Annotated in this window: 18 protein-coding genes and 3 pseudogenes; 13 read left to right on the top strand and 8 right to left on the bottom strand. The window is 74.5% G+C overall.

What is annotated here, in order from left to right:
* The first annotated feature begins 244 nt into the window (after positions 1-244).
* Both QQY24_RS29470 and QQY24_RS29465 read left to right on the top strand, forming a co-directional pair.
* On the top strand, positions 245-421 hold the full coding sequence (locus QQY24_RS29470; RefSeq protein ID WP_301975749.1) for a hypothetical protein: 177 nt from the start codon (positions 245-247) through the stop codon (positions 419-421).
* A complete protein-coding gene (locus QQY24_RS29465; protein WP_301975748.1) occupies positions 418-1104 on the top strand; it encodes a hemerythrin domain-containing protein in 687 nt (228 codons plus the stop codon). Before QQY24_RS29470 ends, QQY24_RS29465 begins: the two co-directional genes overlap by 4 nt.
* Positions 1105-1233: 129 nt before the next feature.
* Here the strand turns inward: QQY24_RS29465 and QQY24_RS29460 are convergent, their stop codons facing one another.
* Both QQY24_RS29460 and QQY24_RS29455 read right to left on the bottom strand, forming a co-directional pair.
* Positions 1234-2226, bottom strand: a complete 993-nt coding sequence (locus QQY24_RS29460; RefSeq protein WP_301975747.1) for a pyridoxal-phosphate dependent enzyme — start codon at positions 2224-2226, stop codon at positions 1234-1236.
* A gap of 142 nt (positions 2227-2368) precedes the next feature.
* A complete protein-coding gene (locus tag QQY24_RS29455; RefSeq protein WP_301975746.1) occupies positions 2369-3214 on the bottom strand; it encodes an MBL fold metallo-hydrolase in 846 nt (281 codons plus the stop codon).
* Between the two features lie 492 nt (positions 3215-3706).
* On the opposite strand from QQY24_RS29455, the pseudogene QQY24_RS29450 reads away from it, so the two are divergent.
* The 5 genes and pseudogenes from QQY24_RS29450 to QQY24_RS29430 all read left to right on the top strand — a co-directional run.
* Positions 3707-3904: pseudogene (locus QQY24_RS29450) on the top strand (aldo/keto reductase); the annotation flags it as partial.
* A gap of 180 nt (positions 3905-4084) precedes the next feature.
* Positions 4085-5248: a S1 family peptidase gene (locus QQY24_RS29445; RefSeq protein WP_301975745.1), complete on the top strand. Its 1164-nt coding sequence runs from the start codon at positions 4085-4087 to the stop codon at positions 5246-5248.
* Between the two features lie 305 nt (positions 5249-5553).
* Complete coding sequence (locus QQY24_RS29440; RefSeq protein WP_301975744.1) at positions 5554-6219, top strand: YceI family protein; 666 nt, start codon at positions 5554-5556, stop codon at positions 6217-6219.
* 135 nt (positions 6220-6354) lie between these two features.
* Positions 6355-6810, top strand: coding sequence for a cupin domain-containing protein (locus QQY24_RS29435; protein WP_301975743.1), 456 nt, complete (start codon positions 6355-6357; stop codon positions 6808-6810).
* A gap of 148 nt (positions 6811-6958) precedes the next feature.
* Positions 6959-7052, top strand: a pseudogene (locus QQY24_RS29430).
* Positions 7053-7064: 12 nt separating this feature from the next.
* Here QQY24_RS29430 and QQY24_RS29425 read toward each other — a convergent pair.
* The 3 genes from QQY24_RS29425 to QQY24_RS29415 all read right to left on the bottom strand — a co-directional run bounded on the left by QQY24_RS29425 (position 7065) and on the right by QQY24_RS29415 (position 9516).
* Positions 7065-7280 carry a hypothetical protein gene (locus tag QQY24_RS29425; protein ID WP_301975742.1) on the bottom strand — a complete coding sequence of 72 codons (216 nt, stop codon included), beginning with the start codon at positions 7278-7280 and terminating at the stop codon, positions 7065-7067.
* 59 nt (positions 7281-7339) lie between these two features.
* Positions 7340-9013, bottom strand: a complete 1674-nt coding sequence (locus QQY24_RS29420; protein WP_301975741.1) for a RecQ family ATP-dependent DNA helicase — start codon at positions 9011-9013, stop codon at positions 7340-7342.
* Between the two features lie 197 nt (positions 9014-9210).
* Positions 9211-9516, bottom strand: a complete 306-nt coding sequence (locus tag QQY24_RS29415) for a hypothetical protein (RefSeq protein ID WP_301975740.1) — start codon at positions 9514-9516, stop codon at positions 9211-9213.
* 166 nt (positions 9517-9682) lie between these two features.
* On the opposite strand from QQY24_RS29415, the gene QQY24_RS29410 reads away from it, so the two are divergent.
* Together QQY24_RS29410 and QQY24_RS29405 are read left to right on the top strand one after the other, a co-directional pair.
* On the top strand, positions 9683-10147 hold the full coding sequence (locus tag QQY24_RS29410) for a hypothetical protein (RefSeq protein ID WP_301975739.1): 465 nt from the start codon (positions 9683-9685) through the stop codon (positions 10145-10147).
* Entirely contained in the window at positions 10144-11313 is a 1170-nt protein-coding gene (locus tag QQY24_RS29405; RefSeq protein ID WP_301975738.1) for a zinc-dependent alcohol dehydrogenase, read from the top strand. Before QQY24_RS29410 ends, QQY24_RS29405 begins: the two co-directional genes overlap by 4 nt.
* 327 nt (positions 11314-11640) lie before the next feature.
* On the opposite strand, the gene QQY24_RS29400 is transcribed toward QQY24_RS29405, so the two are convergent.
* Positions 11641-12273 (bottom strand): TetR/AcrR family transcriptional regulator, encoded by a 633-nt coding sequence (locus QQY24_RS29400; RefSeq protein WP_301975737.1) that lies wholly within the window; start codon positions 12271-12273, stop codon positions 11641-11643.
* A gap of 263 nt (positions 12274-12536) precedes the next feature.
* On the opposite strand from QQY24_RS29400, the gene QQY24_RS29395 reads away from it, so the two are divergent.
* The 4 genes and pseudogenes from QQY24_RS29395 to QQY24_RS29380 all read left to right on the top strand — a co-directional run bounded on the left by QQY24_RS29395 (position 12537) and on the right by QQY24_RS29380 (position 17400).
* Entirely contained in the window at positions 12537-13115 is a 579-nt protein-coding gene (locus QQY24_RS29395; protein WP_301975736.1) for a (2Fe-2S)-binding protein, read from the top strand.
* A pseudogene (locus QQY24_RS29390) lies at positions 13112-14103 on the top strand (xanthine dehydrogenase family protein subunit M). The gene QQY24_RS29395 and the pseudogene QQY24_RS29390 overlap by 4 nt, the downstream one beginning before the upstream one ends.
* Positions 14100-16259, top strand: coding sequence for a xanthine dehydrogenase family protein molybdopterin-binding subunit (locus QQY24_RS29385; protein WP_301975735.1), 2160 nt, complete (start codon positions 14100-14102; stop codon positions 16257-16259). Before QQY24_RS29390 ends, QQY24_RS29385 begins: the two are co-directional and overlap by 4 nt.
* A complete protein-coding gene (locus QQY24_RS29380) occupies positions 16252-17400 on the top strand; it encodes an XdhC/CoxI family protein (protein WP_301975734.1) in 1149 nt (382 codons plus the stop codon). Before QQY24_RS29385 ends, QQY24_RS29380 begins: the two co-directional genes overlap by 8 nt.
* Before the next feature lie 197 nt (positions 17401-17597).
* Here the strand turns inward: QQY24_RS29380 and QQY24_RS29375 are convergent, their stop codons facing one another.
* A complete protein-coding gene (locus tag QQY24_RS29375) occupies positions 17598-18521 on the bottom strand; it encodes an RNA polymerase sigma-70 factor (protein WP_301975733.1) in 924 nt (307 codons plus the stop codon).
* Between the two features lie 317 nt (positions 18522-18838).
* Positions 18839-21223 carry a phosphoketolase gene (locus QQY24_RS29370; protein ID WP_301975732.1) on the bottom strand — a complete coding sequence of 795 codons (2385 nt, stop codon included), beginning with the start codon at positions 21221-21223 and terminating at the stop codon, positions 18839-18841.
* Positions 21224-21414: the final 191 nt, after the last annotated feature.

Genomic DNA, 21414 nt, shown 5'->3' with positions numbered 1-21414 from the left:
GACCGCTCCCCCGCCACACGGAGCTGCGGGCCGGACCGCGAACGACTCCGCCGCACCGACGGCCCGCTCGACGCGAGGAGTCCCCACGAGGAGGGGGTGACGTCCCCGGGGACCCGGCATTCGTCCCGTGCACGGCGAAAGGTCCGGTGCACGGCGAAAGGTCCGGTGCGACAAAAGGGACGATTGGCGTCTTGGGTCCCCCATCCTGGGAACCCGGTGCCGCACAGCCGTGCAAGGAGTCGACATGAGCAACCCGCAGGAGAACGAACTGTCCCATCCGCTGGAGCAGGTCACCGGCGAGAAGGACGTCCACCCCGAGGAGGAGGGCGCGCAGCCCGGAACCACCGCCGACGCCCCCGACGACGAGGACGACACCGGGGACGACGCCGGGGGCACCTCCGCGGAGGAGGTGGAATCGTGACGACCTCGATCGCCCGCCGGGACGCCGACGTGCTCGGAGGCGCCGGCAGCATCCTGTTGCGCCAGCGCCGCGACCACGCGCGGCTGGACGCGATGATGAACCGCTATCCCGCCGCCGGCGTCCAGGACGGCGAGCGGGAGGAGCTGTGGCAGGACATCGTGCAACTGGTGTTCAGCCACGCCTTCGCCGAGGAGACCGTCCTGTGGCCGATCGTGCGCCGCCTCGCCCCCGACGGCGAGGACCTCACCGGCCGGGTCGAGGACGAGCACCAGGCGATCAACGACCTGATCGCCGAGGTCGAGAAGCACCCCGACGATCCCCGCCGCGCCGCGTGGATCGAGGAGGCGTTCTCGCTCATCCGCCAGGACATCCGCGACGAGGAGGACGAAGTCCTGCCCCGCATGCGGGAAGCCCTCAGCGACCGTCAGCTGCGGCGGATCGGTGCGGCCTGGGAGGCCGTGCGCGCGACCGCTCCCACCCGTCCCCACCCGGGCGTGCCCCGCCGTCCGCCGGGCAACGCCCTGCGCGGCGTGCCCCTCAGCCTCTTCGACCGCCTGCGCGACCTCGCCCCGGGCACCGGTCCCGCCGCCCGCCGGATCGCCCTGGTCCTCTCCGGCGCCGCGGCGGTCGCGGGGATCACCGCCCTGATCGTGCGGGCCGCCCGACGCGCGGTACGCGTCTGACGGGCGTCACCCGCGCGGTGCGCCCGCCGCGCGCAGAGGGAGCGGTGCGCATCCGCCCGCGTGCGGCGGGCGCCCCCCTCCCCCACACCCCGCTCCCCCACGCCCCGCGGTCACCCGGTCCGGCGGCCCCTACGGCCGGTCGGGGAAGACTCCGGTCCCCGCCCAGGCGGCCGCCTCCTTGTGGCCGAACAGGCCGGGAAGCCCTCCGGTGTGGAGGAAGACGGTCCTGCGGCCGGGCCGCAGGGAGCCATCGCGCGCCGCGGCGATCAGCCCGGCCATGGCCCGTCCGGTGTAGGTCGGGTCCAGGACGACGCCTTCCGTACGGGCCGCCAGCGTCAGCGCGGCTTTCACGGGTCCGGTCAACGTGCCGTACCCGGCGCCGACCTGGTCCCGGCGGACGCGCAGAGGAGCGCGGGTGGCCCCTCCGCCGGCGAGGGCGGGGGTGAACGCCCGCACGGCCGCGACGGGGTCGTCCAGTGCGCCGGTGTCCACACCGAGGACGCGTTCGGCCCCCAGCGCGGCGACCAGACCGGCCATCGTCCCGCCCGATCCCAGGGCGACGACCACGGTGTCCAGGTCCGGGACCTGCCGGCGCAACTCCTCACCGCAGCGGACGTAGCCGCGGGCCCCCAGCGCGCTGGACCCGCCGAACGGAATCAGCGCGGGCCTGGCCCCCCGTTCCCGCAGACGGGTGCACACGTCGGAGGCGGCGGCGTCGAGTTCCCCCCGTCCCCGGGCGCCGGACCAGACGAGACGGGCTCCGAGCAGGCCGTCGAGCAGCAGGTTGCCCGAGGGCGGGGAATCGGCTGCCCCGGGCAGTACGAGGGTGCAGCGCAGGCCGAGCCGTGCGGCGGCGGCTGCGGTCAGCCGGGCGTGGTTGCTCTGCGGTGCCCCGGTGGTCACCAGTGTGTCGGCGCCCTCCGCCAGGGCCGCGCCCACCGTCCACTCCAGCTTGCGCACCTTGTTCCCGCCACCGCCCAGGCCGGTCAGGTCGTCACGCTTGACGACCAGGTCCGCTTCGCCGAGGCCGAGCGCGGCGGCCAGCCGGGGCAGCGGTTCCACCGGCGTCGGCCAGGTACCGAGCGCCACCGGGGGGCCGGGCGGCGGTTCGTGCGTCGTCATGCGTTCTGCTCTCCTGCGACTGGGCGAACGGGTGGGACAGGGGCATTCTCCTGCCTCGGCGGTCCGGGACCACGCCCGCGCCCGCCCGTCCGGCGGCGCCGCGCCCGCCACGTGCACGAGCCACGGCCGGTGCGGGTCCGGGTCACAGGACCACGGGGACCGCTCCGGGGGCGGCCGACAGGCGGACACGTCCGCCGTGACCGCAGTGGACGATCCGGTCGCCGAGTCCCAGCCTCCCGGCCTCGGCCAGGAAGGCGGACAGCGGCGAGCGCATCACCGTGTAGTCGTGGTAGTGCACCGGCAGGACGGTACGGGGATCGAGGCGCCGGGCGAGTTCCGCCCCCTGCGCGCCGTCCATGGTGACCACGAATCCGCCGGGGAGCCGGGTGCCGCCCAGGTGCAGCACGGCCAGGTCGGCCGCGGGGAAGCGTTCGGCGATCTCGTCGAGACCGTCGTACAGGAGCGTGTCGCCCGAGACGTACAGCCGCAGCCGGGGCGGCCGCCCGACCGGGCCGAACTCCAGCATGCTGCCCATCACGGGCGGCAGGAGACCGCGCAGCACCGGGTGGCCGGCGTGCCGGCCGGGCAGCGCGGTGACGGTGACCTGCGCCCCGCCGCGCCGCAGGCTGAACCCCTCCCAGGTGCGCAGACCCGCCGTCCGGGGGAAGCCCTGGAACACCCTGAGGCGGCGCGCGGCGTGCGGTGTCGTCACCACCGGGACCGTGTGGTCCAGGTGGCGGCGGGCCCGCCGGTCCCAGTGGTCGCCGTGCAGGTGCGACAGGACGACGCCGTCCAGCCGGGGCAGTTCCCGGGGGTCGACGGCCGGCTCGGTCAGGCGCCGGCTGGCCAGCCCGTAGCCGAGGTGGGCGAACTGGCCGCGGTGCAGGAAGTTCGGATCGGTGAGCAGCGTCAGCGGCCCGTAACGCAGCAGAACGGTCGCGTTGCCGATGAAGTGGAGATCGACCGCGTCGTCCGTCGTACCGGGCATCGGGTCACCGCCTCTCGCCTGGGCCGGGCACCTCCCGCCGTCCGCGGCGGTGTGCGCCGTACCTCCCCGTGCTCAGTGCGGGGTACCCCTGGCCGGCGGAGTCACACGACGGGGCGGGGCGCACCGGGGTCAGGCGTGTCCGGCTTCCGGCGCGTACCGCCACGGCACGGACGCGGAACGGATCCAGCCGTGGCCGGCCGCGGTCGCCGAGGGCGCGCCGCGCGTCCTGCCGGTGATCACCGGTGGAAGGGGCGTGCCCACCGCGTCCGGGAGGTCCGCCGTGCGCGGATCGCCCCGCCCGGGGGGACCGGGCGCGCGGCCGGCCCCGGCCGCGCGCCCCGGGAGCGGTGCGGCGGTCGGTGCGGTCGGCGCGGTCCCGCGATGAGGAACACGGCCGTGCAGTACCGCACCCTGGGCCGCACCGGTGTACAGGTCGGCTCGCTCGCGCTCGGCGCGATGGACTTCGGCAGGGCCGGACGCACCACCCGGGACGAGGCCCACGTCCCGCCCGTGACCGAGCGGTACGGGCCGGGTGTGCTGGCGCGGAGCCCGCTGGCCCCGGGCTGGCCGTCGGGCGCGGTCCGCAAGGGGCGGGAGATCACCACCCACCGCCCGACGTTCATGCCGGACCGCTTCGACACCGGCATCGCGGTCAACCGGGCCCGGCTGGAGGCCGTCGAGCGGCCGGCGGGCTCACCGGCGTGGGCATGCTCCCCACACCGGCCTTCTTTATGGGGACAACCCTACTTTTCATACTTGGCATGGACCTGATTGACCGGACGCCGCTAAGCTCCGCACGACCCGTGAGAGCGCTCTCACACCGTGGTTGTTCCACCTCCACTTCACTGGAACGACGAAGGACAACTCCCCATGAGACGCAACAGACTCAGGCATGCAGGCCTCACCGCGCTGCTCGTCCTCGGCAGTTGGGCCGGGGCGGGATCCCTTCCGGCCTCGGCGCACGCCTCCTCCCCCGCCTCCGGCTCGCCCGCGCCCGCCTCGGCCGGCCTGCTCCAGGCCATGCAGCGCGACTTCGGCCTCACGAAGGCCCAGGCCGAAGCCCGGCTGAGCGCCGAACACAGCGCCACCGCGCTGGCGCCGAAGGCACGCCGGGCCGCCGGCTCCTCCTACGGCGGCTCGTGGTTCGACGCCACGAGCGGGCGCCTGACCGTGGCCGTCACCAAGGACGCCTCCGCCGCGACCCTCAAGGCCGTCCGGGCCACCGGCGCCGCCGTGCGCACCGTCGAGCACAGCGAGCGGCAGCTCGACGCGGCCAAGGCCCGCATCGACCGCCTGCGCGCTCCGGCCGGCGTCAGCAGCTGGCACGTCGACCCGGCCGCCAACACGGTGGTGCTGAACGTCGTCAAGGCCGAGCGCGCCGACAACGATGTCCAGCGGTTCGTCGCCCGCGCCCGCGAGGCCGGTCCGGTCACCGTGCGCAACGCCGAGGCCGCTCCGCGGACCTTCGCCGCCGGCACGGTTGGGGGCGACCCCTACTACACCGGCAACGTCCGCTGCTCCATCGGCTTCTCGGTGTACGGCGGCTTCGTCACCGCCGGGCACTGCGCGCAGCCGGGCGCCGGGGTCAACGGCTGGGACGGGTCCTACATCGGCACCTTCCAGGGTTCCTCGTTCCCCGACAACGACTACGCCTGGGTCAGCGTCGGCAGCGGTTGGTGGACCGTGCCGGTCGTCCTGGGCTGGGGCACGGTGCCGGACCAGCTCGTACGAGGCTCCGCCGTGGCACCGGTCGGCGCCTCGATCTGCCGCTCCGGCTCCACCACCCACTGGCACTGCGGCACGGTGCTCGCCACCGACGAGACGGTCAACTACAGCCAGGGAGCGGTGCACCAGCTGACCAGGACCAACGTCTGCGCCGAACCCGGCGACTCGGGCGGCTCGTTCATCAGCGGCGACCAGGCGCAGGGGGTCACCTCCGGCGGCTGGGGCAACTGCAGCAGCGGCGGGGAGACCTGGTTCCAGCCGATCAACGAGATCCTCGGCCGTTACGGGCTGACACTGCACACGGCCTGATCCGTCCGGGCGAGGCCGGGTTCCGCCGCCCGGACGGCGGAACCCGGCCCATCGCACCGCTCCACCGGAATTCCTCATCCCTTCGCGCAGCTCTTTCCGCCCATTGCCCGCCCCGGGAGGGAGCGGCATTCCATGCGGCACGGACCGCGAACCGCGGCCTCTGGCGATCCAGTGGCGGTAATGTGGGGGTTGTGTAACCGCAGGCCACACGAATGGCGGCTTATTGGCTCACCGGTTCGGAATTGCAAGGGGAAATCCGGACCGCGGCTTGCGGCGTCAACTCCCGTGCAGTAAACAGGTCAATCATGAATTTGTTCAGCCGCGGCGCCTCCCCACGCCGTTCGGCCTCCGCCGTCGCCCCGCACCCCTCCGCCGGAGCGGCCGCTTCCGCCCCGGCGGGCCTGCCGGACCCCGCCCTGGCGGCCCTGACCGGCGAGTGGCAGATCGACCCCGCCCACAGCCGGATCGGCTTCTCCGTCCGGCACGCCATGGTGACCACGGTGCGCGGGGCCTTCACCGAGTACCAGAGCCGGCTGTACTTCGACGGCCGCGATCCCGCCCGTTCCCAGGCCGAGATCATCATGGCCACCTCCAGCGTCGACACCGGTGTGGAGCAGCGCGACGCCCACGTGGTCGGCCGTGACTTCCTGGACGCCGCGAACCATCCCCACATGCGATTCGCCAGCACCGCCGTGCAACTCGCGGCCGCCGACGTCTACCGCATGACCGGCGACCTCACCATCAAGGACGTCACCCGCCCCGTCGTCCTGGAACTCACCTACATAGGGCACGTCACCGACCCGTTCGGCTACGAGAGGGTCGGTTTCGACGGCACCACCACCATCAACCGCTCCGAATGGGGCCTGACGTACAACTCACGCCTGGCGGAGGGCGGCGCCATGGTGAGCGAGAAGGTGCGGCTCCAGTTCGACATCGCCGCCATCCGCACGCCCTCGCCGGCCGGCGCGTGACCCCCTCCCGCGACGCCCCGGCGGGTGTCCGGGGCATTCGTCCCCCCGGGAGCGCCGCCCGTGCCCGATCATGCTGGGGGCGGCCGTCGCGCGGTGCCGGACCGGCGCGGTACGGCTGTCCGGAGGGAGAGCGGGATGACGGGTGACGGAGGGCCCGGGCGGGACGGGGGCGAGCCGGCCGGCGGGAACGGCTTGCAGCCGCATCCGGAGGGCGGGGCGTACCGGCGGGTGTGGACCGCTTCGGAGCGGGTGGAGAGCGCCCGCGAAGCCCGGCCCGCAGCGACCGCGATCCAGTACGTGCTGGCGCCGGGCGAGGAGTCTCGGTGGCACCGCGTGGCGTCGGAGGAACTGTGGCTGTGGCAGGGCGGCGGACCGGTCGTCCTCCGCCTGGCCACCGGGCCCGGCGGCGAGCCGTCGGCGCCCGCCGTCACCCTGGGCCCCGACCCGCGGCTCGGGCACCGGCCGTGGGCCGCCGTGCCGGCCGGGCACTGGCAGACGGCGCGGTGCGTCGGCGATCGCCCCGCCGACGTGACGTGCGTGGTCGCACCCGGTTTCTCCTGGGAGGACTTCACCGTCCTGCCCGACCGGTGACGCGGGCCGCTGGGCCGGGCCCGAGGGGGGACTCCCCCGAGCGGTGCTGCTGCTTCCGTCCCGGCGTCACCGGCGTGTCAGCCCGCCGTCAGCCCCGTCCGCCATGGTTGTGCACGTGAACGGCGGGGAAACCCGGAGCCGGGAACAGGGAGAGGTGCCCGGAGTGGTTGATCGGGGACCGGCGAGCGTGTCTCGAGGTCGGGCCCACGCGGCCCGCGCAGGTTCGAATCCTGCCCTCTCCGCCCAGCGGGCACTCAGGCCCGCCAGGCCTCCGGGCCTCCGCCGCGCCACTCGATCAGCCCGGACCGCCGCACCCAGTCCTCGTCCACGCCGTCCATTCCGGCGAGGCGCAGGAACTCGGTGACGTCCAGCAGTCCGTACGCCATTCCGAGGAAGCGGGCGTGCACGCGCACCCGTCGTCCGCCGTCGTCGGCGGGCGGGTAGATGACGATGAGGTGCTCGCCGGCCATGCCTCCAGCCTGCCGCTGTGCCCGCGGGGGCGCACGGCGGGAGGCACCGGCCCCGGGGTTCAGCCCGGGTCGGCCCGGAGGAGGTCGTGCTCCTCGACGGCCCGGAGGGACAGCGTCTTGTAGCCGACCTGTTCGAACAGGACGACGATCCGGTCGCCCTCGCCGCGCATCACCGTGCCGGGCCCCCACTCGGCGTGCCGCACCCGCTCGTTGGAGGTGTACGGGCAGTCGCGCTCCTCGGCGGCCGTCCCCGGCTCCCGCTCGTCCGGCCCGGCGTCGCAGGCGTCGCACCGGCCGCACGGCTCGTCCAGTTGTTCGCCGAAGTAGCCGAGCAGGTACTGCCGGCGGCAGGAGAGCGTCTCCGCGTACCCGCGCATCATCTCGATGCGCGAACGGTCCATGCGGCGCTGCCGGTCGAAGACCTCCGCCGCCTGCCGCACGGCCTCGGCCGGGGTGCGGCCGGGCCGGACCCGGACCGGACGGCGCCCGCGCCCGACGGTGACGGCGCCGGCTTCCTCCAACAGGTTCACCAGGTCGGTGGTCTTCTGGCGGGACAGGCCGCACCGCTCGGCCAGCGCACGGCGGCTGACCGGGCCGTCCTGGTCGTGCAGGCACGACATCACGCGCTCCAGGCCCTCGGTGTCCAGTGACCTGGCGGTCAGGAACCTCTGCAGTCCGAGGTCCTGGGCGCGGTAGAACAGCAGGGCCCGGGCCCCTTCACCGTCCCGGCCGGCCCGGCCGATCCCCTGGTAGTAGGTGTCGAGCGAGTCCGGCACCGACGCGTGCGCCACGAACCGCACGTCGGGCTTGTCGATCCCCATGCCGAAGGCGGAGGTGGCCACCACCACGCGGGGACTGCCCGCCATGAAGCCGTCGTGCACCCGGCGGCGCTCCGCCGCGGACATCCCGGCGTGGTACGGCTCGGCGTCCACCGACCCGTCGCGCAGCGCCTGCGCGTAGGCGACGGAGTCCTTGCGGGTGGCGGTGTAGAGGATGCCCTGGCCGTCGGTGCCGGACGTCCAGTCCAGTACGGCCGCGCGCTTGTCGCCGTCGTCGGTGAAGGTGCGCGCCGCGAGGTGGATGTCCGGCCGGTCGAAGCCGGTGGACATCACCAGCGGGTCGCGCATGCGCAGGTGCCCGACGATGTCCTCCCGGACCGGCGCCGCGGCGGTCGCGGTCAGCGCCAGCACGGGCGGGTGCCCGAGCCGCTCGGCGACCTCGCCGAGGCGCAGGTAGTCGGGGCGGAAGTCGTGCCCCCAGGACGAGACGCAGTGCGCCTCGTCCACGACGAACAGGGAGGGCGCCAGCCGCCCCAGCCGGTCCACCACGCCGTCCTTGGCGAGTTGCTCCGGGGACAGGAAGAGGTATTCCGCCTCCCCTTCGCGAACGGACCGCCAGGCCTCGTCGACGGCCGACGCCGACTGGGCGGAGTTCACCGCCGCGGCGGCGGGGGCGGCGCTGTCGCGCAGCCCCTCGACCTGGTCGCGCTGCAGGGCGATCAGCGGGGAGACGACGACGGCCGGACCGCTCAGCCTCATCGTCGGCACCTGGTAGATCGCCGACTTGCCCGAGCCGGTGGGCATCACCACGAGCACGTCCCGGCCGTCGCACAGCGCCTCCATCGCGGCCAGCTGCTCGGGGGCCAGGTCCGCCCAGCCGAACGTCTCGCGCGCGAGAGCGCGCAGGTCGGCGCGCAGGCCGTCCCGGCCCGCAACGGGTCCGCCGTTCGACAAGCGGGCACCTCCACAGGTGTCGTGGTCTCCGAACCGCCCGGAGCGGCGGCTCCCCGCCCGGGTGCCCCGCCGACCGGGGCTCACCCGTGTTCGCGGCGCCCGCCGTGCCGGGCGGGGCGGCCCTGACGCCGTCCGGGACGGGCCGGCGGCCCGCTCGGCGGGACCACCGCGGGGGCCGGGCCGGAAGGGCCCGCTCCTCACGGCCGGGGGTTGGTTCGCTGCCAGCTCCGGCGCGCTCCCGCGCCACGCGGCCCCGCGACGGAGCCGCAGCGCGGGCACACCCGCCGGACGGCATCGGCGGCGCCGCCGGACTCGGGCAGGATGTCGGCCCACTCGAAGGCGGCGAACCGGCCCAGCCGGGAACGGTGGAGGGACAGGCCGCACACCGTCTGGTTCGTCCCCCGTTCCCAGGCGTGCACTTCGCCGGCGGGCAGCCAGCGGCCGTCCTCCTCGTCCCACCACCGGCCGGACGCCGCCACCGCGTACCGCTGTTTCCTCGCCACGGCGCCCGAGTGCCCCGCGGCGGCGCCGCCATGCGGGGCCGCCGGGCCCCACCGCTCCACGCCCGGCCCCACGAGCAGGCCTTTCCTCCCTGCGCCGTCCGTTTCACGCGGACGCCCCGGGTAACCCGGCGCGGGACGGACTCGAGTACTACGCCGGAGGCGACTCATGAAGCGGACGTGGTGGGCCCTGCCGGTCCTCGGCGCCGGCGTCGTGGCGGTGCGCAGGGCCCGGGCGGGCCGCGCCGCCGGCGGGCGGCCGGACAACCGATGGCTCACGGTCACCATCAATCGCTCACCCACGGACGTGCAGCCCGACGGGGCGCTGCCCCCGCCCCTGGACCGGTTCACCGGCGAGGTCGACGTCCGGGTCCGCCCGGCCCCGGGGGACCGCGGGACGGAGCTGGCGGTCCGGCCCAAGGAGCCGCCGTCGCGGGCGGCGACGGCCGTGCCCGCGCGACTCGCGGGCCGGGATCCGCGTCAGGAGATCCGCCTCGCGCTGCGCGAGGCCAAGGCGCTGCTGGAGGCCGGTGAGGTGCTGCACCCGGACACGCCGCCGACGACCCGGCCCACTCCGGGCGGCAAACTGGTCGGGGTGCTCAGCCGGCGCTCCGGTGGGGAGGGGGTGCTGTGAAGGCGCTGTGCTGGGAGGGCGTGAACAAGCTCTCCGTCGAGAACGTCCCCGACCCCGAGCTGCACAACGACCAGGACATGGTCGTCCGGCTCGTCGCGGGTACCACCTGCGGCTCCGACCTGCACCTGATCGGCGGCTACATCCCGGCGATGCGCGCGGGTGACGTCATCGGCCACGAGTTCCTCGGCGAGGTCGTGGAAGTGGGCTCCGGCGTGCGCCGGCACAAAGTGGGCGACCGGGTCGTCGTCTGCTCCTTCGTGGGCTGCGGGCGGTGCTGGTACTGCGCCAACGACCTGTGGTCCCTGTGCGACAACACCAATACCAACCCGGGTTTCGGGCAGGCCCTGTTCGGCTACGAGACCGGGGGCATCTTCGGGTACTCGCACGCCATGGGCGGCCTGCGCGGCAGCCACGCCGAGTACGTCCGCGTGCCCTTCGCCGACTACGGTGCCTTCCCCGTGCCCGAGGGCATCGACGACACGAGCGCGCTGTTCGTCTCCGACTCGGTGCCCACCGGGTGGATGGGCGCCGACCTGGCCGGCGTGAAGCCCGGCGACGTGGTGGCGGTGTGGGGCTGCGGCGCCGTCGGCCAGATGGCCGCCAGGGCGGCGATCCTGCTCGGCGCCGAGCGCGTCATCTCCATCGACCGCATCCCCGAGCGGCTGGCGATGACGGAGCGGTACGTCGGCTCCGAGACCATCGACTACACCGGCACCGACGTGGCCGCCGAACTGCGCGAGCGCACCGGCGGGCGCGGCCCCGACGTGTGCATCGAGGCGGTCGGCATGGAGGCGCACGGCGACGGCCCGATGCACCTGTACGACCAGGTCAAGCAGCAGCTCCGGCTGCAGACCGACCGCCCCACCGCGGTGCGCCAGGCCATCCACGCCTGCCGCAAGGCCGGCACCGTCTTCATCCTGGGCGTCTTCGCGGGCGCCGTCGACAAGTTCCCGCTCGGCGCGGTGGTCAACAAGGGCCTGACCGTGCGCGGCGCGCAGATGCACGGTCAGCGCTACATCCCGATGCTCCTGGAGCGCATGGCCGCCGGTGAGCTGGAGACCGCGCACCTGGCCACCCACTCCGTCACCCTGGACGAGGCGCCGAAGGCGTACGACCTGTTCAAGCACAAGACGGACGGCTGCGTCCGCGCCGTCATCCGCCCGTAGCCGGGGTCCGGGGGCCATCCGCCGATCCGCCCGGCGGGTGGCCGGGCGGCGGGGCCGTCCGCCGGGCACCGCTCCGGGAAGGGGCGCCGGCGCGGTCGCCGCGAGGACCGCAGCGGCCCCCCTCCCCCGGACCCACGGGCACGGCATCGCGTGCCGGTCACCGGCCGGGTCAGGCCAACCACCACGGCGGCCGGGGCGCACGGCTCACTGATCCCGCGGGCCACGGCACGGAGATCGTCACCCGTCCCTGCGGCGGCGACCGGCGGCCGGCGACGGGCCGAGGCGCCGGCCGGCCGGGGCTTTCGGCCCGGCCGGCCCTGTCGTGGCTCAGGCTCCGGCGGCCGGGAAGCCGTCCGGTTCCGGACGGCTGCGCGTGCGGCTCCCTCGCCCGGACGCCCCGGCGCGCAGGCCGTCCATGACGAGGTCCAGCAGGCGGGTGGCCAGCGGCTGCCAGTCGCCGTGCGGATCGAGCTGCCACAGGCCCGCGATGGCGAGCAGGAAGTCCTCCGCGCTCACCCCCGGGCGGATGGTCCCGGCCTCCTCGTTCGCGCGCAGGAGGGCTTCGGCCGCTGAGGTCACGGGGGTGTCGCCCGGCTTCGCCGGGGTTCCCGGTCCGGTGGTGGCCTGGCGGATGGCGTCCGCGAGACCGGCCTTGGTCATGGCGAACCGGGCGAGGTGGTCCATCCACTCGCGCAGCGCCCGCTCCGGTTCCCGGCTGTCGAGGAGCTCGGTGGCGCTGTCGGCGACCTGCTGCATCTCGTGGCGGTAGATCTCCAGGACGAGCGCCTCGCGGCTGGGGAAGTTACGGTAGAAGGTGCCCTGTCCGACGCACGCCTTCTTGGCGATCAGGCTCAGCGGCGCGTCCGCGCAGCGGGTCAGTTCGGCCACCGCCACTTCCAGGATGCGTTCCCGGTTGCGCTGCGCGTCCGAGCGCAAGGACGTGCCCTTCTTCTGCTGCACTCGTCCTCCTCGCGGGCCATGGCCGAATCCCGGCCTTGCTAACCGGACAACTGTCCATTACGTTTTCAGCAGATGGACAGTTGTCCGGTTGCCTCCACCATAGCGGCGGACGCCGCCGACGGGGCCGCAGGTCCCCTCGTCACCGGCGGCCCCCCGGTTCCTCCCCACCACTGCTCCGTATCACGCCTTCCCCACGAGCCCTTGTTCGTCTGTCCGCCGGGCCGTCGTCCGACGCGTTCCGGATATGCGAAAGAAGCTGACCCATGGCCCCATCGACGTCCAGCGCCGTGACCCTGCACGTCAACGGCGAGAAGTACCCGCTGTCCGTCGACCACCGCACCACCCTGCTCGACGCCCTGCGCGAGCGGCTCGATCTGACCGGCACGAAGAAGGGCTGCGACCAGGGGCAGTGCGGCGCCTGCACGGTCCTGCTCGACGGGCGCCGGACCCTCGCCTGCCTGCAGCTCGCGGTGGCCGCGGAGGAACACGAGATCACCACCGTCGAGGGCCTCGCCGAGGACGGACGGCTGCATCCGGTGCAGCAGGCCTTCCTCGACCTCGACGGGTACCAGTGCGGCTACTGCACGCCCGGCCAGATCTGTTCGGCCGTGGCGGTGCTCGAGGAGCACGCGGCGGGCTGGCCCAGTGCCGCCACCGACGACCTGCGGCCCGAGGCCGGGCCGCCACCGCTGACCGCCGAGGAGATCCGGGAGCGGATGAGCGGCAACCTGTGCCGCTGCAGCGCGTACGTGTCCATCGTCCAGGCGGTCGCCCGCGCGGCCGGGGCGGAAACGACGGCCCGGGACTCCGTGGCCCGGGACTCCGTGGAGGGGACGGCATGAGGGAGTTCGACTACCAGCGCGCCTCCGACGTCACCGGCGCGGTCGCCCTGCTCGGCGACGACCCGGCCGCACGCTTCCTGGGCGGCGGCACCAACCTCCTGGACCTGATGAAGACCGGTGTCGAGCGGCCCGCCCGGCTCGTCGACATCCGCCGCCTCCCGCTGGACCGGATCGAACCGGTCGCGGGCGGCGGCCTACGGATCGGCGCCACCGTCACCAACAGCGACCTGGCGGCGCATCCCGACGTCCGCCGCGCCTACCCGGCGCTGGCCCAGGCGGTGCTCGCGGGTGCCTCCGGACAGCTGCGCAACATGGCCACGGTCGGGGGAACCTGCTGCAGCGCACCCGCTGCGGCTACTTCACCGACGTGACCAGGCCGTGCAACAAGCGCGCTCCGGGCAGCGGCTGTCCCGCCATCGCGGGCGAGCACCGCACCCACGCCGTCCTGGGCGCGTCCGACCACTGCGTGGCCGTGCACCCCTCGGACATGGGGGTCGCGCTGGCCGCCTTCGACGCCGTCGTGTCGTACGAAACGGCGGACGGCCCCGGTGAGCTGCCGCTCAGCGACTTCTACCTGCCCGTGGGCGACACCCCGCACCGGGAGACGGCCCTGCCTCCCGGAGCGCTCGTCACCGGCGTCACCCTGCCGGCCGCCGCGGTCGCCGCCCGCTCGCGCTACCGGAAGGTGCGCGAACGCGCCTCCTACGCGTTCGCCATCGGATCCGTCGCCGCCGCGCTGGAGGTCCGCGACGGCACCGTGCACGAGGTGCGCCTGGCCTTCGGCGCGGTCGCCTCCCGGCCCTGGCGGGCCCGGACGGCCGAACGCGCGCTGACCGGCGCCCCGGCCACCGCCGAGGCCTTCGCCGTCGCGGCCGACGCCGAACTCGCGGCGGCCCGGCCGCTGCCGCACAACCGATACAAGGTGACTTTGATGCGCAACCTCGTGGTGGCCGTGCTGACCGAACTCGCCGAGGAGGCCGCCCGATGACCACGGCCACGACGCCGGCCACGACCGCCGGGGGATCCGTCGGGACGGCCCACACCCGCGTGGAGGGCCTGGACAAGGTCACCGGGGCGGCCCGCTATGCGGGCGAGATCCCGTTCGCCGAGCTGGCCCACGGCTGGCTGGTGCTGTCCACCGTCGCCCGCGGCCGCATCCGGTCGGTGCAGGACGCGCCGGTCCTGGCGATGCCGGGCGTGCTCACCGTTCTGCACCACCGCAACGCGCCCCGCGTGGACACCGACTACATCGGCATCCTGGGGGTCCCGCCGGACCCGACCTGCGCCGTGTTCCAGCACGACCGGGTGCCGAGCCTGGGCTGGCCGGTGGCGCTCGTCGTCGCCGAGACGTCCGAACAGGCCAGGGAGGCCGCCGAGTCCCTCGTCGTGCACTACGAACAGGAGCCGCACGACGTCGACCTCACCGCGGGGCACCCGGACGTCCACCCCGTGGACGGGCACATGCCGGCGGTGACGGGGAAGGGCGACCTGGAGGCCGAACTCGCCGCCTCCGCGCACGTCCTGGACGTCGAGTACACCACGCCGGAGGAGTACCACAACCCGATGGAGCCCCACGCGGCCACGGCCCGCTGGGAGGGCGGCCGACTGGAGGTCGTCGACTCCAACCAGGGCGCCACCTGGGTCGTGGGCGAGCTGGCGAAGCTGTTCTCGCTCGACCCGGCCTCGGTTCGGGTGCGCTCCGAGCACGTCGGCGGCGGCTTCGGCAGCAAGGGCGTCCGCGCGCACCAGGTGGCCGCCGTGATGGCGGCGACCGTCCTCCAGCGCCCGGTGCGCGTCGTCCTGACCCGGCGTCAGATGTTCTCGCTGGCCGGCTACCGCAGCCCCACCATCCAGCGGATCCGGCTCGGCGCCGACCCCGACGGGCGGCTGCGCGCACTGGAACACCACTCGCTGAACCAGACCTCCACGGTGCACGAGTTCGTCGAGCCGAGCGCCGGGGTGGCCCGGGTGATGTACGACGCCGACGCCCACCACACCGCCAACCGCGTCGCACGGCTCGACGTACCGACGCCGACCTGGATGCGCGCGCCGGGCGAGGCACCGGGTTCGTTCGCGCTGGAGGCGGCGCTGGACGAGCTGGCCGAGCGGTGCGGGATCGACCCGATCGAACTGCGCCTGCGCAACGAACCCGCCAGGGGCCCCGTCTCCGGACTGCCGTTCGCCGGCCGCAACCTGCGCGCCTGCTTCGAGGAGGGCGCCCGCCGGTTCGGCTGGGCCGCCCGGGACCCGCGTCCCGGGGTGCGCCGTGACGGGCGCTGGCTGCTCGGCACCGGCACGGCGGCGGCCTCCTTCGGCGCGGGGGCCGCACCCTCCACGGCGGTCGTGACCGCCGAGGCGGACGGCACCTTCACCGTGCGGATCGCCGCGGCGGACATCGGCACCGGCGCCCGCACCGCGCTCACGCTGGTGGCGGCCGACGCGCTGGAGGTGGCACCGGAGCGCGTCCGGGTGCGCATCGGGGACAGCGACTTCGGCCCGGCGATGATCGCGGGCGGTTCGATGGGCACCCGCTCCTGGTCCTGGGCCGTGCTGGCCGCCGCCGGTGAACTGCGCGAACGGCTCGCGATGGGGGCGGACATCCCGCCGGAGGGCATCACCGTGCGGTCGGACACCACCGCGGCCGTCGGCGCGCTCACGCAGAAGGAACGGCACTCCTTCGGCGCGCAGTTCGCCGAGGTCGCCGTGGACGTCACCACCGGCGAGGTGCGGGTGCGGCGCATGCTGGGCGTCTTCGCGGCGGGACGGATCGTCAACCCCCTCACCGCGCGCAACCAGTTCGTGGGCGGCATGATCTGGGGCATCTCCATGGCCCTGCACGAGGAAGCGGTCCGGGACCGGGCCTCGGGCGGGCACGTCGGCGCCGACCTCGCCGGTTATCACGTCGCCACGCACGCCGATGTGCCGCTGGTCGAGGCGGACTGGGTGGACGACCCCGATCCGGAGGACCCGGTGGGGATCAAGGGCATCGGCGAGATCGGCGTCGTGGGCGCCGCGGCGGCCGTCGCGAACGCCGTCTGGCACGCCACCGGTGTCCGCCACCGACACCTGCCGATCCGTCCCGACCGCGTCCTGGCCGCCGCGGACGCCCAGGGCGCGCCGGAGGCGGGAGCACCCCGTGCTTGACATCGCCGAGGAGCTGCACCGCTGGGCCGAGGAGGGCCGGGACTTCGCCGTCGCCACCGTGGTGGCGGTCGGCGGCAGCGCACCGCGCGGTCCCGGCGCCGCCCTCGCCGTCGACAGCGGGGGCACGGTCATCGGCTCGGTGTCCGGCGGCTGTGTCGAGGGAGCGGTGTACGAGCTGTGCGTACAGGCGCTCCGGGACGGCGCGAGCGTTCTGGAACGCTTCGGCTACAGCGACGAGGACGCCTTCGCGGTGGGGCTGACCTGCGGAGGGGTGCTCGACATCCTGATCACGCCGGTCAGTGCGGCGGCGCCCGCCGGGGAGGTGCTCCGGGCGGCGCTGTCGGCCGCCGTCCGGGACGAGCCGATGGCCGTCGCCCGGGTCGTCCGGGGTCCGTCCGACCTCGTCGGCGAGGCGTTGCTCGTCCGCCCCGACGGCTCGTACCTGGGCGGTCTGGGCGACCGGGCGGACCTGCGGCGCACCGTCGCGGCCGAGGCCCGGGCCATGCTGGAGGGCGGGCGGACCGGGACCGTGGACCTCTCGGAGGACGGGTCGCGCTGCCCGGGCGGCGTCACGCTGCTCGTCGAGTCGCGGGTGCCGCCGCCCCGCATGATCGTCTTCGGGGCGATCGACTTCGCCGCGGCGCTGGTGCGGGTGGGCAAGTTCCTGGGCTACCACGTCACCGTGTGCGACGCCCGGCCCGTCTTCGCCACCCGGGCCCGCTTCCCCGAGGCCGACGACGTCGTGGTCGACTGGCCGCACCGCTACCTGCGGCGCACCGCGACGGACGGCCGCACGGTCCTGTGCGTCCTCACCCACGACGCCAAGTTCGACGTGCCCCTGCTGACCGTGGCGCTGCGGATGCCGGTCGCGTTCGTCGGCGCGATGGGCTCGCGCCGCACCCACGAGGACCGCGACCGGCGGTTGCGCGAAGCGGGCCTGACCGACCGGGAGCTGGCCCGGCTCAGGTCGCCGATCGGGCTCGACCTCGGTGCCCGGACGCCCGAGGAGACCGCCCTGTCCATCGCGGCCGAGATCGTCGCGGCGGGCCGCGGGGGAACGGGCACGCCACTGACCGGTTCCGGGACACCGATCCACCGCGACGGATCCGGCGGGGTGCGGCGGGGCCCGGCGGCCGCCTGAGCCCTCCCGTGGGCGTCCGCCGTCCGCGTCGCCGCCCGCTCCCCTCACCGGCGGCACCTCGCCGCCTGCGCCGGCAGCGGACGGCAGGCCCGTGGCTCCCGGCGCGCCCGGCCGCCCGGCCCGGGGACGCCGGGAGCCGTGGCCGCCCGTGCCGGTGAGCCGGCAACCGGGGTGCGCAGGTGGTCGGCCCGTTGCGGTCAGGGCGCGGAGCGCCGTGCCCGGTTCACCTCGCGGGCGACCGCCCAGGGGTCCGCCACCGGGCCCACGTGGCGGAGCTTGTCCGGGTTGAGCACGGTGCGGATCGTCTGGATCCGTCCGTCGAGGATGTCGAGCGTCCAGGCGTTGAGGACCTTGCCGTCGCGGTCGCGCAGGACCGCACCGGGACGGCCGTTGACCTCCTGGGGCTCGGCCACGCCGCCGATCCGGACGAACGGCGGGAGGAACGCGGCGAGGACCCGGGCCACGTTCCGGGCGCCGAGGATGCCCTTGCTCCACTGCGGGGCCTTGCCGCCGCCGTCGCCGATCAGGTGCACGTCGGCGGCCAGGAGTCCACGCAGTCCGTCGACGTCGCCCTCCCTGAAGGCCTCGAAGAAGCGCTCGGCGAGTTCCTCGCGCTCCCCGCGGTCCGCCTCGAACCGGGGCCGGCCGGCTTCCATGTGGCGGCGTGCCCGCACCGCGAGCTGGCGGCAGGCCGCCTCCGAGCGTCCCACGGCGGAGGCGACCTCGGGGAAGCCGAACCCGAACACCTCACGCAGCACGAACACCGCCCGTTCGAGCGGGCTGAGCCGTTCCAGCAGCAACAGGGCCGCCATCGACAGCGAGTCGGCCAGCTCCGCCGAACGCTCCGGATCCTCGTAGGGGTCGGTGAGCAGCGGCTCGGGGAACCACGGCCCGACGTACTGCTCCCGCCGGTGGCGCGCCGACCGCAGCACGTCGATGGAGATCCGGGTCACCACGGCCGAGAGGAAGGCCCTGGCCGACCTGGGCGGCGCCGGGGCGGCCGCATAGCGCAGCCAGGTCTCCTGGACGGCGTCCTCGGCCTCGCTCACGCTGCTGAGGATCCGGTAGGCGATGGAGAACAGCAGTGGCCGCAGCTCCTCGAACTCCTCGGCCGGGGTCACGCCCGCCCCTCCCCGGGGGGCCCGTCGCTCCCGGCGCCCCCGTCGTGCCGCTGCTCCGGCAGCGCCCGCGTGGCCGCGCCCGCCGCCGTGGCCCTCGTCCGCCGGCCACGGGCCCCGGACGGCGGTACCGGCCACCGCCCCGGACCCCCGGCCCCGCCCGCCACGCACACTCGCATGACCATCACCCTCCCGATCCGGAAAAGCCGTTCGCGAACCCGGGACGAGACGGCCCGGTCGTCCGTGACATGGTGCCGGAAGCCGCCGGCGGGGAGCCCGCGCGGCGCTCGGGGCCGGGCGTCCCCGTGGGCGGAGCCCGTTCAGCCTTCCCAGGTCCAGTCGGTGACTTCGGGCAGGTCGGTGCCGTGTTCGCGGATCCATTCGTGGTGGCGCAGCCGGGTGTCCTGCATGTGCTGGCGTACGGTCGCGGCGCGCACCGCGAGGCCGGGGACGCGGTCGATGACGTCCATGACCAGGCGGTAGCGGTCCAGGTCGTTGCCGACCACCATGTCGAACGGGGTGGTCGTGGTGCCGATCTCCTTGTAGCCGCGCACGTGCAGGTTGTGGTGGCCGTCGCGGCGGTAGGCGAGGCGGTGGATGAGCCAGGGGTAGCCGTGGTAGGCGAAGACCACCGGCTTGTCGGGGGTGAACAGGGCGCCGTACTGCGCGTCCGTCATGCCGTGCGGGTGCTCCTCCTGCGGCAGCAGCCGGGCGATGTCGACGACGTTGACCACGCGCACGGCCAGGTCCGGCAGGTGGCGGCGCAGCAGCTGGGCGGCGGCCAGGGTCTCCTGGGTGGGGACGTCGCCCGCGCAGGCCAGTACGACGTCGGGTTCCGCGGTGCCGTCCTCGGTGCCGGCCCAGTCCCAGATGCCGGCACCGCGCGCGCAGTGCGCCCTGGCCTGTTGCATGGTCAGCCAGTCGAAGCAGGGCTGCTTGCCCGCGACGACGACGTTGACGTGGTCGCGGCTGCGCAGCGCGTGGCCGGCCACGGACAGCAGGGTGTTGGCGTCGGGCGGGAAGTAGACGCGGACGACTTCGGGGCTCTTGTTGAGGATGTGGTCGACGAAGCCGGGGTCCTGGTGGGAGAAGCCGTTGTGGTCCTGGCGCCACACGTGTGAGGTCAGCAGGTAGGTGAGGGAGGCGACGGGTGCGCGCCAGGGCAGGCGGCGGGTGGTGCGCAGCCATTTGACGTGCTGGTTGACCATGGAGTCGACGATGTGGGCGAACGCCTCGTAGCAGGAGAACAGCCCGTGCCGGCCGGTGAGGAGGTAGCCCTCCAGCCAGCCCTGGCAGGTGTGCTCGGAGAGGATCTCCATCACCCGGCCGTGCGGGTCGAGGTGTTCGTCCACGTCGAGGGTGTGGGCCTGCCAGGCCTTGCCGCTGGCGTCGTAGACGGCCTCCAGGCGGTTGGAGGCGGTCTCGTCGGGGCCGACGAGACGGAAGTCGCGCCGGTCGGCGGTGGCCCGCATGACGTCTTCGAGCAGGCCGCCCAGGACACGGGTCGGCTCGTGCAGGCTCACGCCCGGCGTGTCGACCTGGACGGCGTGTTTCTCCAGGGGCGGCAGGGGCAGCTCCCGCAGCAGCAACCCGCCGTTGGCGTGCGGTGTGGCGCCGAGCCGACGGGTTCCCTGCGGGATGCAGGCCAGAACCCGGGGCCGGGGCCGGCCGTGCTCGTCGAACAGTTCCTCGGGGCGGTAGGAGCGCAGCCAGGTTTCCAGTTGCCGCAGGTGCTCGGGGTTGTCCCGGACCGCGGCCAGCGGTACCTGGTGGGCGCGCCAGGTGCCCTCCACGGGCAGTCCGTCCACCTCGGCGGGGCCGGTCCAGCCCTTGGGGGTGCGCAGCACGATCACCGGCCAGCGGGGACGGCCGGTGACGCCGTCCTGGCGGGCGGCGCGCTGGAACGCGGCGATGCGGTCCAAGGCGGTGTCCATGGCCCGCGCCATCGCCCGGTGGACCACTGCGGGGTCCTCGCCGGTGACGTGGAGGGGGTCGTGCCCGTAGCCGCGCAGCAGGTCGTCGAGTTCGGCTCGGGGGATCCGGGCCAGCACGGCCGGGTTGGCGATCTTGTAGCCGTTGAGGTGCAGGACCGGCAGGACCGCGCCGTCGTGGACCGGGTCGAGGAACTTGTTGGAGTGCCAGGACGCGGCGAGCGGGCCGGTCTCCGCCTCGCCGTCGCCGATCACGCAGGCCACGACGAGATCGGGGTTGTCGAAGGCGGCCCCGTAGGCGTGCGAGAGCGCATAACCCAGCTCACCGCCCTCGTGGATCGAGCCCGGCGTCTGCGGGGCGACGTGGCTGGGCACCCCGCCGGGAAACGAGAACTGCCTGAAGAGACGGGCCATGCCGGCCGTGTCCCGGGTGACGTCGGGACAGGTCTCGCTGTAGGAGCCCTCCAGCCAGGAATTGGCCAGGACCGCCGGCCCGCCGTGCCCGGGACCCCAGATGCACAGGGCGTTCAGCTCACGGGCCCTGATGACGCGGTTGAGGTGGGTGTACACCAGATTGAGGCCGGGCGAGGTACCCCAGTGACCGAGCAACCGGGGCTTGACGTGCTCCGGACGCAACCGCCCGGCCGGCAACGGGTTCGCCATCAGGTAGATCTGACCGACGGACAGGTAGTTCGCGGCACGCCAGTGGGCGTCCAGCGCCTTGAGTTCCTCGTCCGCGAGCACGGTCGGCGACTGCTGGGCATTGACGGACATCGAGGTCCTTTCCTGGCGGGAACCGCGCGGAACGGCGGTGGGGGTTCGTGCGGGTGCCGTGGCACACGCACTCCAGCCTCCAGCGGCCGCCCGGGTGCCCGACAGGGCCGTTCGGGTCGTGCTCGGGACCGTTCACCCGCCGGGCGGCTCCGCCGGCGGGCACGACACTGCGGGGGCGTGCCGGGCCGGCC

It is taken from the genome of Streptomyces sp. TG1A-8 (genome assembly GCF_030499535.1).
Taxonomy (GTDB): Bacteria; Actinomycetota; Actinomycetes; order Streptomycetales; family Streptomycetaceae; genus Streptomyces.
Note: the sequence above shows the minus strand (reverse complement) of the source record. Positions and strands in the feature narration are given on the sequence as shown.

What these genes read in the sequence shown, in the direction of transcription:
- QQY24_RS29470 (WP_301975749.1), top strand. Translation starts at nt 245, where the DNA reads ATGAGCAACCCGCAGGAGAACGAACTGTCCCATCCGCTGGAGCAGGTC.
- QQY24_RS29460 (WP_301975747.1), bottom strand. Translation starts at nt 2,226, where the DNA reads ATGACGACGCACGAACCGCCGCCCGGCCCCCCGGTGGCGCTCGGTACC.
- QQY24_RS29455 (WP_301975746.1), bottom strand. Translation starts at nt 3,214, where the DNA reads ATGCCCGGTACGACGGACGACGCGGTCGATCTCCACTTCATCGGCAAC.
- QQY24_RS29445 (WP_301975745.1), top strand. Translation starts at nt 4,085, where the DNA reads ATGAGACGCAACAGACTCAGGCATGCAGGCCTCACCGCGCTGCTCGTC.
- QQY24_RS29440 (WP_301975744.1), top strand. Translation starts at nt 5,554, where the DNA reads ATGAATTTGTTCAGCCGCGGCGCCTCCCCACGCCGTTCGGCCTCCGCC.
- QQY24_RS29435 (WP_301975743.1), top strand. Translation starts at nt 6,355, where the DNA reads ATGACGGGTGACGGAGGGCCCGGGCGGGACGGGGGCGAGCCGGCCGGC.
- QQY24_RS29425 (WP_301975742.1), bottom strand. Translation starts at nt 7,280, where the DNA reads ATGGCCGGCGAGCACCTCATCGTCATCTACCCGCCCGCCGACGACGGC.
- QQY24_RS29410 (WP_301975739.1), top strand. Translation starts at nt 9,683, where the DNA reads ATGAAGCGGACGTGGTGGGCCCTGCCGGTCCTCGGCGCCGGCGTCGTG.
- QQY24_RS29395 (WP_301975736.1), top strand. Translation starts at nt 12,537, where the DNA reads ATGGCCCCATCGACGTCCAGCGCCGTGACCCTGCACGTCAACGGCGAG.
- QQY24_RS29385 (WP_301975735.1), top strand. Translation starts at nt 14,100, where the DNA reads ATGACCACGGCCACGACGCCGGCCACGACCGCCGGGGGATCCGTCGGG.
- QQY24_RS29370 (WP_301975732.1), bottom strand. Translation starts at nt 21,223, where the DNA reads ATGTCCGTCAATGCCCAGCAGTCGCCGACCGTGCTCGCGGACGAGGAA.